Consider the following 15,895-nt stretch of genomic DNA (forward strand, 5'->3'; position numbering starts at 1 on the left):
AGAGATCCTCTTTTCAATAATTGTATGAAAACGATCCTTTGGGTTCTAATATCACTACTTTCTTTCGGGAGTCTTGCAGCAGACCCCAATGACCAAAGCGAGGTCCGCAATATTCCCCTCTATTCCTTGGATTTGGAAAGAAAAACATTATACCAAGAACTCGACCAAATCCCCGATGAAGATCTAGTGATTTTAAATTTCACCAGTTCCGATTGCCCTCCCTGCAAAGAAGAAATACCTAATTTATTGGAATATTCTAAAAAATGGAACGCTTCTTATCCAAAAAGAAAACTACATCTTTGGATCATTTTTGTAGGAGATGATCCAGGTTCCGTTTCCGAATTAGCGAACGAACTTGGTATCAAACAACAAACATCTTTATATTTTGACAGCCTACAAACTAGCATGAGAATTTTAGAATTCCCAGGAACTCCGACCAGCATGGTGGTCCAAAAGAAAAAAATAATATTCAAAGAATACGGATACACTCGGGAAAACTGGTCCAAAATGATTTCCATTCTGGAAAACAAGAGGTAATCCTTTGGAAAACGATTCCGTAAAGCCTGGGCCCAAGTTAATAACGGCAAACACCATCGTGGATTCCAATCGGGAATCTTATCCTGTAGAAGTTCAAACGATCAGCTTCATTCTGAATCTTTGTAATGTTGGAATTCCAACAAAGAACGAATTTATTAAGCCCACCCTTATAAAAGTCGCTTGTATTTTTTTAATTTTCTTTCTCTCTGGTTCGGAACTTTTTTCGAAAGAAAATTCGGTCCGGAAGATCTATGTCCATAAACTGAAATTAGAAAACGGTGTGCCAAAATATCTAGAGAGTAGATTTAGGAACGGGATCATCAATTCCATATTAAAAAATTTTGAAGGAAAATTCAATATAGCCGACGATGATTCTTTGGCGGCACTTCTAAAACAAGTTGAGCTAAGCCAAAAATTGAACTGTAACGACGAGATCTGTATGAAACAGATCGCAGATGCGATCGATGCGGACGAACTGATCTCAGGTTCTATCTTTCTTTCAAATAAAGGGTATAAGATCAATCTAAGATCCCAAAAAAGGGATTCTGTGGCGCTCACTTATTCGATCAAAACTTCTTTCGATTTGGAGTTTCCCGAATACCAGATCGATTATTATTCCTCGGAAGCCGGTCGCAAACTGATCGATCCAAGATACGCAATCAACTTTGCAGCGGCGTTCCCTGGAATAGTAGAGAAGGTAGAATTCCCCAGCTTTAAGGTCCAAGATGATAAAACCGGAGAGATTAATGTTTTAAATTTCAAAATAGAGGACCAGAGCGCGAAAAATTTTATAGAAACGATCCGGCCTAAACTTTCCAAAGCGGACGACCTGGTAAAAGAAAAACTCTATGAGAAATCGATTTTGGAATACGGGGAAACCTTAAACGCCTTAGAACAAAGACTTTCGGACAGATCCAGATCGGAGATGTCCGACTATCTAAAAAATATCAGAGGCAAAATTTCAAATTCATATTTTCTAATATATAAGGATAAATTCTCAGAAATAGACTCATCCGCACAGAAAGGAGGAGAGGTCTCTTTTTTAAAGAGATTAAGCGAAGAATATACACAGCTCAAAAAAGAATACATAACCAAAACACCTTCTTCTTTCCGATTGGCAGAATTTGAAAAAGCATTAGATGATCGGATCGAAAAACTGAATTTTCTGATCTTCGGTCTCCAAGAGAAGGAAGGGGACAGACTTTATGCGGACTTCGATTTTAGCGGCGCTATCTTAAATTATAAATCCGTTCGAAACGAGCTTATCAAATTAAGATCAGGGCCCGAATCCTCCGCATTAAAAGCAAGAGTGGAAAGAAAGATCCTCACTTCCGAAACTACCGGAAGATCGTATTTGCAAAGTAAACTTTCCGGATTGTACCAAAGTTTGGAAAGATCATTTTTAGCGGAAGCATTGGAATCGGACCCGGAACGCAAAAAAAATCATATCGAAAAAATTGGAGAAGGTTTCAGACAGATCCTGGAAATTTTAGCCAGATCCGAATTTGTTTCGGAAGAACAGATCAAATATTTCAATCATTTCCGGACAAAAGCAGCTCCTCAGGTTGGTAAAAATTTATTCGACCAGGGAACAGCGGACCTTCTTCTTCATGAAGGAATCGATAAAAAATCCAAAACACAGGTGGATACCTGCATCAAGTTAGGGGCAAATCCGAATTCTACTCATTCGGATTCGGGAAAAAACGCTGCCCAAAGATTAGCGGAAAGCGATATGATCCTGATCAGCTCGGACTCCTTAAAGATCGTAAGAAGTTCCCTCAAAACCGACGCAAGTTTGGATCCGGATTTTTTTGAATCAGTGCGCCAAAGAAAGATAGATGACATCAATCGATTCGTACTAAGAGGCTCCGATCCGAATACGAAAGATTATTTGGACAATACACCTTTGCACAAGTCAGCCGGTTTCGGATACTATGAAGTATCCGCCTTCCTTTTACAGATAGGAGCGGAATTGAATTCCAAAAACGGAGAAGGGGAAACTCCATTGCATAGAGCGGTTCTTCATGGTTTCTACGAGTTATGTGCATTGTTCTTAAGATCAGGTGCAGATCCGAGTGCGACGAGAAATGACGGAATGACCCCTTTACATTTGGCTGTCCAATTTCCCGAGATCACAAGATTACTTTTGCAGAGAGGATCGGATCTAAATTTAAAGAATGACGATGGATGGACACCTGTTCACAAGGCCGCGGAAAGTGGACACCCTGAATCTTTAAAACTTTTGATCCAAGCAGGTGCAAGAGTAAACGAAAAAGATAATATCGGTTGGACACCGATGGACTGGGCGGTCCAAAAGAATCGGTACGAAAACCCGAATATAGTGAAGATCCTAAAAAAAGCAGGAGCGGAATGCCAAGTGAACTGTGTGGAGTAAGCTGGCCCGATCTATAATATATTATGGTTTCCTAATTCGTAAAATTTTTCCGAACCGCATCCTTTGAAAGATTCCCTTCCTTGTCCGTTTTGATCAGAATCGGATCTATATAAATCGCAGGCTTTCCTTTTGTGTAAGCCACTATAATAAATCCGTCCGAAACGTTCAGGATTCGATAGGCTGAATACAATCTTTTCGTTTGTTTTTTCTCCCAAAGTTTCTTTCCTTCGGCGGAAAATTTCACCAAACGTAAAGGACCTTCTCCATCGGAGGAAAGAGCCATAAAATCTTTTTCCGGGGTTTCGATTATATCCGTTAAAAATCCGAGTCCTTCAATCTTTTGTATAGTTTCCCAGATTATTTCCCCGTTTTGATTCAATTTCATGAGCCAGGTCTGAGTGTTCCTAGAATTTAGAGTTACAGCACCTGCAAAAAGTAGATTCCCGTCTGAAACAGAAATGATCTTGGAAGCCCATTCCTCTATTCCCGGTTTTCCATATTGTTTTTTCCAAACAGGCTTTCCGTCCTCGTCAATTTTATGGAGGATCACATCCTTTTGGGATTCCTTTCCGGAATGGATGCTTGTATTCTCTGCAAGTAAAACTCCTCCATCAGAAAATCCTAAACTAGTTTCAGGAAAGTTCTTAAAATCCTTTAGGTATTTTACGAATTTAATATCTCCATCTTTAGAAAACCGAACAAAAAAATATGCAGTCTCTATAGTACTCGATATCGTGGTAGTATTTCCCTCTTTTGTTTCTTTTTCTAATCTATATTGAACGGAAACGATCGCTGTCCATTTGCCGTTCGAAAGTTCGTGTAGATGACAAACACTTACATCCGTTTCTCCACAAAAAGAATCACAAAAGTCTTTGGGCAAAAGATATTTGTCCCAAAGCAGTTTTCCATCGGCATCGTATTTCATAAATACAAGCTGTTTCTTTTCGACGGAACCCATGGTGCCCATTGTTACGAACCCGCCATCCGAAGTTTCATGAGAAAGTTTTGAAAGTACACTTTCATGATTCAAAACGAATTGGGTGTATCCGCCAAGGTCGATCGGTTTTCCCGTGAATAAGTATTTCCACCAAACAGGATTTCCGTTCCCGTCAATCTTGGTTGCCCAGGCATTGGAATATTTTCTTTTCTCCGCTAGGGCATGCGTATCGAGCCTACTACAATCGTTGGCGGATCCGATGATAACGGAGCCTCCGTCTTTTAACATAATAAAGTGACCTGGCAGATCTTCCGGACAATCCTTGGCAATCATGCCGTTGTATTGTTCTCCTCCGACTATCGTTTGCCAAAGGTTTGCAGTTTGAGACCATACGGGAAAAGAGAAGGAATAAATTAGAATAGTTAAGAAGGTTCGTTTCATTGGAAATTCCAAAAGGAAGCAAACGATGTTGAATTTTTATATTTTGTAAAGAATTTATTACCTCCGTGGGGATTCCTAGTTATCCCCAAAGTTATAAATCATTTAAACTTCGGGAATACTTTTGGATTGTTCTTCCGGACTTTTCCCGACATTCTTTTGAGATCTTTGATAGAAAGTTTAAAATGCACCGGGCTTGAATTTGCTCCAGAATATACGACCTTCTCCTTTTAACCTTTGCGAAAATCTACCGCTCACTACTCCGAAAATTTTTGTGTTCTGTTTTTCAAAGACCGCAGGTAAAAGGAAAAATTCAATCCGCTTTTTCAAATGTGGCTTTGAATATCTCCAAATCCTCTACCAAAATTTTACGGATCCAATCCGGGATCGGTATAGAGGATTTATTCCTATGATCGTAAGACACTTGGACCGTTTTTGCCTTAGTAAAAATTTCCTTGGTTTCCGTATGTCGTATTAAGGAAGTAAAATCCCATGACTTATTCCCGATTTTAGAAACGCAGGTCCAAACTTCTATCGGATGAAATAATTCGACTGCCTTAAGCATATCCACTTCCATTCTTGCGAGTAAGAATGGAACATCGTAGATATCTTTGGTATTGAATTTTTTGGAACAATAATCCACTCGTCCTATCTCAAAATAGGACATGTATCTGGCATTATTCACATGCGCGAAAGGATCCAAATCGTTCCATCTGGTTTGGATCGGAGTGATAATCATATTAGAATTGTTTTAAGAACCTCAGGTTCCCTGAATGTAGATAACGGATATCATGGATCCCGTATTTCATCATAACTAATCTGTCAAGTCCGAGTCCGAATGCAAATCCGGTCCACTCTTGAGGATCTAAACCGTTCAGTTTGAAAACGTTCGGATGTACTAAACCGCAAGGCATCAGCTCCAACCAACCGGATTGTTTACATACGGAGCAACCGCTTCCTCCGCAGACCTGGCAGTTGATATCCAACTCGAATGCCGGCTCTACGAACGGGAAAAATCCGGGTCTCAACCTGGTCTTTACTTCTTTCTCGAAAACTCTTGAAAGTAGGACTTCCATCGTATAGAGCATATTACCCGCGGAGATGTCCTTTCCTACCACCATACCTTCTATCTGATAGAAGGACGTTTCGTGAGAAGCGTCCACTTCTTCGTAACGGAATACACGTCCCGGTCCGATGATCTTGAAAGGCGGTTTCAATTTTCTTAATGCACGCACTTGGATCGCGGAAGTGTGAGTACGAAGAAGGTTTCCGTTTTCCAAATAAAAAGTATCCTGCATATCTCGAGCAGGGTGATCGTCCGTAAAATTTAAGGCGCCGAAATTATTAAAGTCAGTTTCAACTTCCGGCCCGTCCCAGATCTCGAAACCCATCGAGGTAAATATGTCCTCGATCTCATATTGAATTTTCGTAATAGGATGTAATGTGCCGGGCTCTGTCTCTCCCAATGGACGAAGAACATCGAACCATTCTTTTTCGGACTGTTCTTTAAAACCTTTGGCCTTGAGATTTTCTCTGGTTTTGGAAACGATCTCTTCCAGACTTTTAGAAAGGTCATTCGCCTTTTGGCCGACGGTTTTTTTTTCTTCGATAGATAAGGACGCTAAGTTTTTGAGTACTGAGGTAAGTTTTCCTTTTTTACCCAAATACTCGTTCTTGTTTTTGTCCAGATCCGCTTCGTCGACGGAAGATCCGATCAAACGATTCGCTTCTTCAAAAATTTTGTCTAATTCTTCCGATAGATTCATTTTCTAGATCCGACCAATTCCTTCAAAGAAGGATAAATTCCGCCGAAAGCCCCATTGGACATCGCTAGGATCAGGATTTTATCCTTCTCGAATTGGGGAAGGATTTTCCGAACTTTCTGGACCAGATCCTTAGGGTCCTTGCAGTAAAAGGGAAGGGTCCCCGAATGTTTTGGAAGTTTCAGGATCAGCTTTTTTACATCCAATCTGCTGTCCTTGGAGACCTTTTTCAGATTATAAATTTCCGTAATCATGGTCACTGCAGAACCCTTAAATGCAAAAGAGTACTCTTTTTGGAAAACGTTTCTATGGGAAGTAGCGCTTCGGGGTTCGAATAAGCTGATAATTTTAAAACCAGGAAATCTCTGCTTTACGGAGCGGATCGTTTCTTCTACCGCAACGGGATGGTGGGCAAAGTCCTCGATCAAGATACTTCTCGCAGACTCGAATAATATCTCCTGTCTACGTTTTACACCGGGGAAAGATTCCAAAGCATCCAGTAACTTTTCCTTAGCTTTTGGAATATTTTCTTTTTTTAATATTTCTTCGCAAACCCTGAGCGCGACTTCCGCGTTCCTATAATTATGGTTTCCGAAAAATCCAGGACGGAGAAGTCTTTCTCCGGAATATAATTCTCCCTTCTTCCAAATAAGAAAGGAATCCTTTTTATTAAATTCGAACGCTTCCGATTTTACGAATTTAGAAGCTTCTCCACAAATTCTTTTTAGATTTGAGGCGCCTGCCCAGTAATATACTTTTCCGTTTCCAGGCACGAGCCTCAACAATCTGGAGAACATTGTTTCGATCTCTCCGATATCCTTAAAAATATCTGCATGATCAAAATCTAATGCGTTCAAGACCGCATAGGTAGGTCTATAGTGTAAAAACTTGGAGGCCTTATCGAAGAATGCCGTATCGTATTCGTCTCCTTCGATCACAAAATAGTTTCCGTTCGTGAATTCGAAACCTGGAAATCCGTCCTTACGGATCCCGCCTACGAATAATCCGGGATTCAATCCTACTTCTTTCAATAAATGATGGATCAAAAATGTGGTTGTGGTTTTGCCGTGAGTTCCCGCAACTACCACCACTTTTTTTCCGGCGAGAATATATCTTTCTAAAGCGGCGGACATGGAAACATATTCCAATCCGGAATTTAGGACCTCTTCGACTTCAGGGTTTCCTCTGGAGATCGCGTTTCCGATTACGATTAGATCTTTGCCTTTAACTCTCTCCGCATCGAAACCTTCTGAATAAGGTATGCCCCACTCTTTTAATTTATCGGACATTGGAGGATATACTCCGGCATCGGAGCCGGAAACTTCGTGGCCTAGACTTCTCAGCATGGAAGCCAGGTTTCCCATTGCGATCCCGCCTATCCCTATCAGATGAATTTTCAATTTAATAAGGTCCTAATAATATTATAGATGAATACGAAAACCAAGGAAATACTTAATAGATACGCTGTCCCAAAAAGGAAGAATATTAGAATTTCTTTAGATTCTACTCCGCTCACTCTTTTCATTCCTATAAAGGAGAGATATACGGAATACAAAAAAGAAATCCCTATTAATCCCAAATTGATCGGACTCGGAAGGATCCAAAAGATAGAAGAAGCGGAGAAGGCTAAAAATGCAAGCGTCAGGACGTCGGCGGCGGGATAATTCTCCCCTTTTGTGCGATCCACTTTTCTATAAAACACTCGGACCACATCATACTGAGAAACTACTAAAAGTATAACAGGATAGATGATAAGAGAAGTGATCACTCCGGAGAATAGATTAAGATCCACTTCCTCTCCGAAGATCAGGTCCAAAACGATCTTGATCAGGTTCCCCGCAATTTTCGAAATCGGGGCAAGGAGCCAAAGCGCATAATGTAATCTTAATAGTTCCTTTCTACCCAAAGATGGATTTCTAAGATAAAGATCGAAAGCTTCCGTAGGGGCCCTGAAAATTTTATCCAATAGAGAAAGTTTGGACTTTTCTACTTCAGTGAGTTCCGAGTTCGGCGTGATCAAAAACATTATTTTTTCCGAGAGGTATTTCCAGGCTTTGTTTTAGCGGGTTTTACGATCGCTTTTGCGTTTTTGATCGCAGTCGCGGCAGCTTGAATTTGAGTAAATGCATTTGCCACTACATAAACCGGAGGTTCTTTAAAATTAGAATTTATAATTCGGATCACAGGAGTCAGTTTTTTATCTCCAATGCTGGTCTCTTTATGAAAACGATATACGATCTCGTTCCCGTCGGAAATCAAAACCTTTACACTAGCTAAAGAAAATTCGGACTTCTCGGCACCGGGAGCGAGTATATTTCCAATGCCAAAACCGGCGCCATTCTCATCATCAGGAAAAGTTTCCACCTTCAAACCTGTCATGTATCTGTATAGATCTTCGCCAAACTTAGGTTCCAGCAAAATGATCTCGCCGGAAAGCCTGCGCCAGAAATTTTTTTTAATACTATTCGATTCAAAAGGAGTATTATCGATTCGGATTGAAGTACCATTCTCATCTACATAAGAAATTTCTTTTACATATTCCTTATTTAGGGTCAAAATACTTTTTTGACGGAAGTCTTGAGGACCTTTTTGGAATCTATCGAATAAATAGGAAGAAGAGGTCAGTATATTTCGGATCGGCCCTTCATGCAAGATTACTCGAGTAGAACCTAAGGAATGTTTTTTTCCGATCCTTAAAGTTTTGGAAATATTGCCGGAATAAAAAACTAATTTAGGTGAATCTTCCCCTACTTGTAAGGATTCCTTGATCTGTACGCCTTCTAGAACTTCTTCGGTCCCTTTTACTCTATAAGTCCCGAAATCTCGGACGGTATTCTCCGAATTATAACCGCCTTCGTATTCTATTTCCTTTCCGGTTTCAGTGTCTTTGTTTAAGACAGTAAAAAATTTTTCTCCCTTTCGAATCCCTTCTTTCACGGAGATCGTAAAGGGTTTAGAATAAAATTTTTCTCCCGTCTTTTCTATCCATTGTTCACTAGGCGGATAATATTCGATCCGATCCAAAGAAAGTTTCCAATATTCTATCTCCGTTGTATCTTCCTTAGTTTTTTCCACAAGGAAGAAGGCCAAAAAGAGTAAAACGACAACGAGGCCGAGTAAATAAAGTTTATTACGCATTCTTCTGCCCGGCCTTTCTTCTTTTGATCACGTAGATGGAACCTAGACCCGCAATGAGTCCGGGAAATAAGAACATTCCCAAGATCCAAACTGCTCTTTTCTGCCCGTCCGTTAAGGAAACGGTTTCGATCTCTTCTTTTTTAGGAGGGATCGCAGGAAGACTAACGTCTTGGTACATCCAAGTGACGGAAGCTCCCGCAAGTTCGTAGTTCGCCTCGTAAGGAAGATATTGGTTCGTGATCCAGGAAGTTCCGGAATAGATCACGATCCGTCCTTCGTCTTCCGATTTTGTTTCCGGCAATATTGTGGGGGGTGAATTCGGATCCGCAGGCGGAATGACCGGAGTCGACGACTTGGTTTTTAATACCAAAGCGACCGGAAGATTTTTTTTCTCTTCTTCTTTCTCTTGTTTTCCGTTTCCATTCTTATCGAGATAAACATCTCCTCCGGTTTCCAACAGGATAGAAGCGTCTAACTTTATATCTGCAGGATTAGCGGGAGGTTTTTGTTCGAAATATCCTCCATAAGGAAATACGATCCCGGTGTCTTTTTTAGATAGGGATTCTTCGATCGCATGATCTCTAAAAGCTTTGGTTAAGATCAAACCAGGAGCCCGACTTGGACTTTGGGAAAGATTGCCTTTTGCAAAAGAATATCCCGCGGCTTCTAAAAGCCAATCGAAACTTTCCCCGCCTCTTTGTTCGATCGTGATGAAAAGTTTTCCCTTCTTTTTAAAAACAAAATCCAAAATGGACGTCCTTGCTTCCGGGGAGAATGGAACAGTAGGTCCCGCAATTACCAGAAATTCCGCATCATCGGGGATCTTTGGAGGCCAATTATTTTGGAAACCGATCCCGGTGGATTTAAAATTCAAAAAAGATAATGAATCCGCAAAACGGACCACCTTTTCGTTCGGAAGATTTTGGAAAGTTTGGGAATATCTTTCCCCATTCGCTTCCGTAAAGTACACCTTTCTTTCTTTGGTGGTGACGTTCATAAAAGCCTGGACCAATCTTCTTTCCAGATCTTCCAGTTCGGATTTATCTTTCACTCCGACCTTTTGCTCGGGATACGGACCGGCAATAGAACCTGCTTTACGATAACGTATCAAAACGTTACCATTAGAAACCTGTCCGAATTCGGCAATTTCATCCAGTTCCACATCCGCATTGATAAACTTTACTTTGAATCCCGGATGAATAGAGACCAATTGGCTGAGTAAAATTTCCAGATCGGGACGAATTCTTTTTAGCGCGAGAGAAGAACTTCCATCCGCATTTCGAGCGGTGCTGTCCAGCGGGCGAGGATAAAAAGCTATTACGTCCACTTCTCCACCTTCGGGAATTTCTTTCAGGATCTTTTTGGCTTCGATGGAGAAGGAATGAACTCCCTTGGAGCTCAGATCGAAATTATGATTTCTCATTACGGAAATATAATTCGCTAATATTAGTATAAGAAGAAGTATCCCCGTCCCGAGAAAAAAGTCCCTGACAAGGCTTTGTTTTCTTCCTTTCAGACTGGATTGGTTTTCGAAGGAGCTTCTCTCCCATTCTCTTAATAATCCTAAGAATACGCTTCCCAATACGAATAATACCAAGAAGACCAAAAGGAATTCCCTTAAGTTTGAGATCCAAACCGGAGCAGTTCCCCCTTTTTGAAGAGAAAGATCTTCCAAATAGACTCTCAGGAAATAAATTCCCAAAGAAACAATGCCCAATCCGGAAGAGATGAGTAAATTGATCTCCTTATCTTCTTTTTTGGAACTTAAATACGATAAAAATCCGGATCCAGCGATAATAGAAATTACAAGAATGGAAATCGCCCATCGGACTCCTGCGCTTGAAAAAGACTCATAAACAGGGAAGAAGAGTAATAAAAATACGATGGAAGTCCAGGAAAGAATTCTAGACATTAAATTTGATCTCATCCTCTCCATCTCCTAGATTCTAAAACTTTTACTGTAAGATACAAAAAGAAGATCGTTCCACTGATAAAAAAAACGGTACTGCTCAAAGGGAGCACTCCTTTTGAAAAACTGATAAAGTGAGTAAATATATGCAAGTGAAACAAAACGCTACGAGTTGCGGCATCGAATAGATGGGAGAAGTAACCGATCACCCATAAAGTCAACAAGATCGCGATCGAGATCAAAAGAGAGATCATTTGGTTTTTTCCCAAACTAGATCCGAATAATCCGACTGCAAAGGTGAAGAGCCCGAGTAAAAAAACTCCGATCGTACCGGAAGCAACTATGTATAAAGGAGCTTTCCAAAAGAAATAGAGGAAAAGCGGAAAGAGACCGTCCACTGCAACGGAGATGATCGCACATACAAACGTTCCGAATAAAAATTTACCTACTACGATCTCCAGATCGGAAATAGGAGCGGTAAATAGGAACTCCAACGTTCCTCTGTTTTTTTCTTCCGTTATAGAACCCATGGCAACGATCAGCATCGCAATCAACATTGTGCTCATAAAGGAGATAAAAGTAATGATTGTGGTTTCGGTATAATTCGTTCCTGAGTTAAAATTCAAGATCAAAACGAATAATGAATTTAAGAACGCAGTCCCACCCAAAACCAAGGGAGCCAAATAGGTGCCGAAAAATACCCTAACTTCTTTTAAGAAGATCCATTTAATATTTCGAAACATGAATTAAACCTTGTTCATAAAGATTTGTTCTAAGGTCACATCCTGCTTGCGGATAAATTCAGGCAGGATACCGGAGGAAGAGATCCCGGCATATAATTCTTCTTTAAACTTCCTTTCCGAGGAAGTACTAACTAGAAATGTAGAACCAACGGAATCTTCCCCTACGAATTTTAAGGTCGCGCCTGATCTGCTCGCGATCCCATTCAGGTAAACTTCCGTTTCCGATCTGGATTTCCCGGATAAGGTCACTTCGAGTCCGGAAAGATTTTCCATTTCTTTTTCCAGTTCCTGGCGGTCACATTGGTATACCAATCTTCCCTTATGCAAGAACAGGAATCGATTGCAGGTTTTGTAAACTTCCGGAAGGATATGGCTGGAAAGAAGAATGGTGTGTTTTTCCTTCAGGCCATGGATTAGATTACGGATTTCTACTATTTGTTTAGGGTCCAAGCCTGAGATAGGCTCATCCATAATGATAATTTCAGGATTTCCTAAAATAGCTTGAGCGATCCCGACTCTTTTTCTAAATCCTAAAGATAGAGTTTCGATCACTTTCTCTTTCACTTGAGTCAGATCAGTTAGGCCTAAAACTCGATCCAATTCCGAGGAAAGATCCGCCTCCGAGATCTGCTTGATCCTAGCGGCAAAGGTGAGATATTCCATCACGGTTAATTCCGGATAAAGAGGAGGAGTTTCCGGAAGATATCCTATCTTCTTCTTTACATCCAAAGGATGTTCAAACGTGTTAAGTCCGTTCAACTCGCATAATCCGTCGGTTGCCATCAGGTAACCGGTAAGTATTCGGATCGTAGTTGTTTTTCCTGCACCGTTAAGGCCAAGTAAGCCCACAATTTCTCCCTCTTTGAGTTCGAAATTCAAACGATCAATGGCTAATTTCTCTCCGTAAAATTTGGAAAGGTTCCTTACTTTTATCATATTGTTTTTTCTGTCCGGTCCTACCGGAGATTAGAAGATATTTCTAATTAGAAGGGTTTTGGAAAGAATAACCTCATGCGGACCCGACTAGGTCAATCATTTTCCCGGAGAAGGACGGAACCGCAAGGTTTTGAGAGATTTTAAGCGAACAATCGGATGTTTAATGGAACGGTCGTTCTTTACGAACGCTATTCAGAACGAAAAAGCTCTTTAAAAAAGAATTGCGAACCCAAGGCTGGAAAGAAAAGCATCTTCTAACGACTTATAACAAGGCATAATATGGCAGTAGCAAACTTTTTGAACGAAGCGAAAGCTCAAGGCAATAAACTTTTTTTGCAATTCGGAGGTCAGGGTTCTCCTTGGTTGAAGGAACTTTCTAAACTTTACGAAACGGATCCTTCTTTAAAAGAATTGTTTGATACAGCTTTCAAAGCACTATCTGAAGAAGTCCCCGGTCTAAACAAAAATATCATTTCCCAAGGGTATGATTTCGAATCCTGGATCAAAAACCCAGACTCCGCGCCTGACGAAAATTATCTCTGTAGTGCGCCGGTCTCCATCGTAGGTATCTTCCTAACACAAACCGCAAATTACGTCTCTTTAGTGAACAAAGGTTTTGCCTCTTCCGAGTTGATCGCAAACGCAAGCGGTGCAACAGGTCATAGCCAAGGAATCGTTCCTGCAGTATTAGTGGCCTTAGGAAAAGAAGGCGCCGACTTCTACAAAGATTACTCTAAATTTTTAAAATTCATTCTATATTTAGGATATAGAGCTCAGGAACTTTACGGAGTTTATAATCCTTCTGAAGAAGTTCTAAAAGGTAACGAAGAGATCGGAGACAAACAACCGGCTCCAATGGTTGCAGTCATCGGTTACACGGCTGCTGAACTTTCCGAAAGAGTTCAAAAGGCAAATGCGGAACTTGGACTCAGCGGAACTAAAGCGATTTATGTTTCTCTATTTAATACTCCCGATTCTAATATCGTTTCCGGAACACCGGAAGCACTTCTTGCTTTCCGCAAAAAGTTCAAAGCGGAAATGGATGAGAAAAAAGTAAAATTCGTCTACTTGAGAACTACCGCTCCTTTTCATTGCCCTATCATGGAGGAGACTGAAAAAACCGTTCCACAAGATATGGAAAGGATCGGATTCAGCTACAAAGGTTCCGAGTTAAAGATCCCTGTTTATTCTATCTTCGACGGAAGAAATTACCAAAACGATGCGGATATCAGCCTACCTTTGTTCAGAGAAGTTCTGATCAAAGCTCTTTATTGGGACAAAGCGATTGCTACCTTCGTTAAGACTCCAAAGTTAGTCGGTATCGATTTTGGACCAAGTGTTGTTTCTCAAAAATTGACCCAAGCAAATTTGGGAACTTCCGAGAACAAAATTTACAGCGCTTCCAGTCCGAAAGATATCAAGGTACTTTTGGCTTAACTTTCCGATATCGGGAATTTTCCCGTCGGAAATGAAAAGACTCCGCCATGGATTCGGTTCCTAAATTACTAAGAACCTCGATTCGGCGGTTGTCTTTTCTTTTTCCTGAATCTCTACGACGAAAACTTCTATTCGATGTTCTGGCCCCCTATAGAGAAAAAGAACTCCCTCTATTAGGAAGAACCGCATTCCAAATAGGCCAGCATTGCGAATTACAGTTTTGGAAATTTCTAAAAGAACCTAACCTTGAGTTCGACATTTCCAATCAGTTCATTTCACCTAAACAAAAGTCTTTGCTCAAAGATATCGCGGGTAATCTTTTCCCGGATGCAAAACACGGGGGATATAAGGATCCTAAAACGAGATCATATTTAGATTCGAAACAACCCGTTAAAGGAGCATGCGTCAGAACGAAATTTTTCGATACAAGAGCCGACTTTCTGATTCCACAAGAAGAAGGTTGGCAGGCAATTATTATCAAGGCATCTTCTTCCGTCAAGAAGACGCATATTTCCGAACTTTCATTTATCAGAATGGTTTTGGAAGAAGCCGGATATAAGGTGACTTCTACTCAAGTATGGACGGTAAGTTCTGAATATACTTTTAACGGAGCGGAAATTGATCCGGATCGATTATTTCACAAAAAGGATTGTAGTAAAGAAACTTTAGCCAATCTGGAAGACACAAAGGAAAAAGCGTACAAACTCCTAGAAATATTAGAAAACGATAAAATTCCTTCCACTATCTTCTCCAAACATTGCAATCATCCCAGAAATTGTATCCATCCGGAATCCTGTTATTCGGATTCTCCTCCGGGAGATCTATTCACCTTGAGAGAGGGAAAAGAACTCACTCTTACTCTTTGGGATCAAGGTATAAGAAATCTATCCGAGGTAGAACCGGATTCCGAATTTACCCATCGCCAGAAGATCCAAGTAGAAGCAGTAAAGACCGGAAAAGAATATCTGGACCGAGACGCACTCTTATCGTATCTAAATCGATTGAAGTTTCCTATATATTGTTTGGATTTTGAGACGATTAATCCCCCCGTACCTGTTTATCCGAATACACATCCTTTCCAACATGTACCGTTCTTATATTCTTTACATATCCTTCGAAATGACCTGGGAGAAACGCCGGAAGAGTACATCTATCTGGACGATCATGATAATGATCCTCGGTTAGGGATCCTTGAATCTCTTGCCTCGCATATCAAACCGGGAGGAACTATCCTAGCATTCAACGATAGTTTTGAAAAACGTTGCCTGAAAGAATCCGTCCAAGCTTATCCTAAATTTAAAGAATGGTTCCAGTCAATTGAGTCCGATTTTTCCGATCTAGCGAAACCGTTCTGGGATTATGATTATTATCACCCGGATCAAGAAGGAACCACGTCTTTGAAAGTGGTTCTTCCTGTACTAACGGGTGCCCATTACAAAGAACTCACTATTAATGCGGGTCATATCGCAAATTTCGAATTTTTAAGGGTCAAGACCGAGAACGTAACCGAGCAGGAAAAAAGAAGAGTGGAAGCCGATCTGATCGCTTATTGTAAGATGGATACCTATGCTTTAATTCTGATCCTGAGAGCATTCGCGGAGAAGTTAAACTGGCCCGGAAAATCTTAACAATTCCAGCCGGACCGAATCTTATGTAGGAATT

General features: G+C 40.7%; 13 protein-coding genes. 4 read left to right on the plus strand and 9 right to left on the minus strand.

From position 1 onward, the window contains the following. The first annotated feature begins 24 nt into the window (after window positions 1-24). Window positions 25-537 carry a TlpA family protein disulfide reductase gene (locus AB3N61_RS16180; protein ID WP_367898088.1) on the plus strand — a complete coding sequence of 171 codons (513 nt, stop codon included), beginning with the start codon at window positions 25-27 and terminating at the stop codon, window positions 535-537. Window positions 538-541: 4 nt separating this feature from the next. Beyond that, window positions 542-2,932 carry an ankyrin repeat domain-containing protein gene (locus AB3N61_RS16185; protein ID WP_367898089.1) on the plus strand — a complete coding sequence of 797 codons (2,391 nt, stop codon included), beginning with the start codon at window positions 542-544 and terminating at the stop codon, window positions 2,930-2,932. 31 nt (window positions 2,933-2,963) lie between these two features. Here the strand turns inward: AB3N61_RS16185 and AB3N61_RS16190 are convergent, their stop codons facing one another. From AB3N61_RS16190 to AB3N61_RS16230, 9 genes are all read right to left on the minus strand, one after another. Then, window positions 2,964-4,310, minus strand: coding sequence for a hypothetical protein (locus AB3N61_RS16190; RefSeq protein WP_020769284.1), 1,347 nt, complete (start codon window positions 4,308-4,310; stop codon window positions 2,964-2,966). 310 nt (window positions 4,311-4,620) lie between these two features. Then, window positions 4,621-5,046, minus strand: a complete 426-nt coding sequence (locus AB3N61_RS16195; RefSeq protein ID WP_020769002.1) for an acyl-CoA thioesterase — start codon at window positions 5,044-5,046, stop codon at window positions 4,621-4,623. 1 nt (window position 5,047) lies between these two features. Beyond that, window positions 5,048-6,073, minus strand: a complete 1,026-nt coding sequence (gene pheS / locus AB3N61_RS16200) for a phenylalanine--tRNA ligase subunit alpha (protein WP_020769132.1) — start codon at window positions 6,071-6,073, stop codon at window positions 5,048-5,050. Then, window positions 6,070-7,470 (minus strand): UDP-N-acetylmuramate--L-alanine ligase, encoded by a 1,401-nt coding sequence (locus tag AB3N61_RS16205; protein ID WP_020769019.1) that lies wholly within the window; start codon window positions 7,468-7,470, stop codon window positions 6,070-6,072. The genes pheS and AB3N61_RS16205 overlap by 4 nt, the downstream gene beginning before the upstream one ends. Then, window positions 7,467-8,096 carry a hypothetical protein gene (locus tag AB3N61_RS16210; protein ID WP_367898090.1) on the minus strand — a complete coding sequence of 210 codons (630 nt, stop codon included), beginning with the start codon at window positions 8,094-8,096 and terminating at the stop codon, window positions 7,467-7,469. Before AB3N61_RS16210 ends, AB3N61_RS16205 begins: the two co-directional genes overlap by 4 nt. Beyond that, complete coding sequence (locus tag AB3N61_RS16215; RefSeq protein WP_367898091.1) at window positions 8,096-9,208, minus strand: DUF4340 domain-containing protein; 1,113 nt, start codon at window positions 9,206-9,208, stop codon at window positions 8,096-8,098. The genes AB3N61_RS16210 and AB3N61_RS16215 overlap by 1 nt, the downstream gene beginning before the upstream one ends. Continuing rightward, a complete protein-coding gene (locus AB3N61_RS16220) occupies window positions 9,201-11,135 on the minus strand; it encodes a Gldg family protein (RefSeq protein ID WP_367898092.1) in 1,935 nt (644 codons plus the stop codon). Before AB3N61_RS16220 ends, AB3N61_RS16215 begins: the two co-directional genes overlap by 8 nt. Beyond that, entirely contained in the window at window positions 11,132-11,860 is a 729-nt protein-coding gene (locus AB3N61_RS16225; RefSeq protein WP_020769135.1) for an ABC transporter permease, read from the minus strand. Before AB3N61_RS16225 ends, AB3N61_RS16220 begins: the two co-directional genes overlap by 4 nt. Before the next feature lie 3 nt (window positions 11,861-11,863). Continuing rightward, window positions 11,864-12,796 carry an ABC transporter ATP-binding protein gene (locus AB3N61_RS16230; protein WP_367898093.1) on the minus strand — a complete coding sequence of 311 codons (933 nt, stop codon included), beginning with the start codon at window positions 12,794-12,796 and terminating at the stop codon, window positions 11,864-11,866. A gap of 279 nt (window positions 12,797-13,075) precedes the next feature. Here AB3N61_RS16230 and AB3N61_RS16235 point away from each other — a divergent pair, with 279 nt between their 5' ends. Together AB3N61_RS16235 and AB3N61_RS16240 are read left to right on the plus strand one after the other, a co-directional pair. Further along, entirely contained in the window at window positions 13,076-14,233 is a 1,158-nt protein-coding gene (locus AB3N61_RS16235; protein ID WP_367898094.1) for an ACP S-malonyltransferase, read from the plus strand. A gap of 47 nt (window positions 14,234-14,280) precedes the next feature. Next, window positions 14,281-15,861, plus strand: coding sequence for a DUF2779 domain-containing protein (locus tag AB3N61_RS16240; protein WP_367898095.1), 1,581 nt, complete (start codon window positions 14,281-14,283; stop codon window positions 15,859-15,861). The last annotated feature ends 34 nt before the right edge of the window (window positions 15,862-15,895 follow it).

It is taken from the genome of Leptospira sp. WS58.C1 (assembly GCF_040833995.1).
Classification (GTDB): Bacteria; Spirochaetota; Leptospiria; order Leptospirales; family Leptospiraceae; genus Leptospira_B; species Leptospira_B cinconiae.

Bases quoted from the DNA above. Each gene is read 5' to 3' on its own strand.
- AB3N61_RS16240 (WP_367898095.1), top strand. From the start codon at position 14,281: ATGGATTCGGTTCCTAAATTACTAAGAACCTCGATTCGGCGGTTGTCT.
- AB3N61_RS16230 (WP_367898093.1), bottom strand. From the start codon at position 12,796: ATGATAAAAGTAAGGAACCTTTCCAAATTTTACGGAGAGAAATTAGCC.
- AB3N61_RS16225 (WP_020769135.1), bottom strand. From the start codon at position 11,860: ATGTTTCGAAATATTAAATGGATCTTCTTAAAAGAAGTTAGGGTATTT.
- AB3N61_RS16235 (WP_367898094.1), top strand. From the start codon at position 13,076: ATGGCAGTAGCAAACTTTTTGAACGAAGCGAAAGCTCAAGGCAATAAA.
- AB3N61_RS16195 (WP_020769002.1), bottom strand. From the start codon at position 5,046: ATGATTATCACTCCGATCCAAACCAGATGGAACGATTTGGATCCTTTC.
- AB3N61_RS16215 (WP_367898091.1), bottom strand. From the start codon at position 9,208: ATGCGTAATAAACTTTATTTACTCGGCCTCGTTGTCGTTTTACTCTTT.
- AB3N61_RS16220 (WP_367898092.1), bottom strand. From the start codon at position 11,135: ATGAGATCAAATTTAATGTCTAGAATTCTTTCCTGGACTTCCATCGTA.
- AB3N61_RS16190 (WP_020769284.1), bottom strand. From the start codon at position 4,310: ATGAAACGAACCTTCTTAACTATTCTAATTTATTCCTTCTCTTTTCCC.
- AB3N61_RS16180 (WP_367898088.1), top strand. From the start codon at position 25: ATGAAAACGATCCTTTGGGTTCTAATATCACTACTTTCTTTCGGGAGT.
- pheS (WP_020769132.1), bottom strand. From the start codon at position 6,073: ATGAATCTATCGGAAGAATTAGACAAAATTTTTGAAGAAGCGAATCGT.
- AB3N61_RS16210 (WP_367898090.1), bottom strand. From the start codon at position 8,096: ATGTTTTTGATCACGCCGAACTCGGAACTCACTGAAGTAGAAAAGTCC.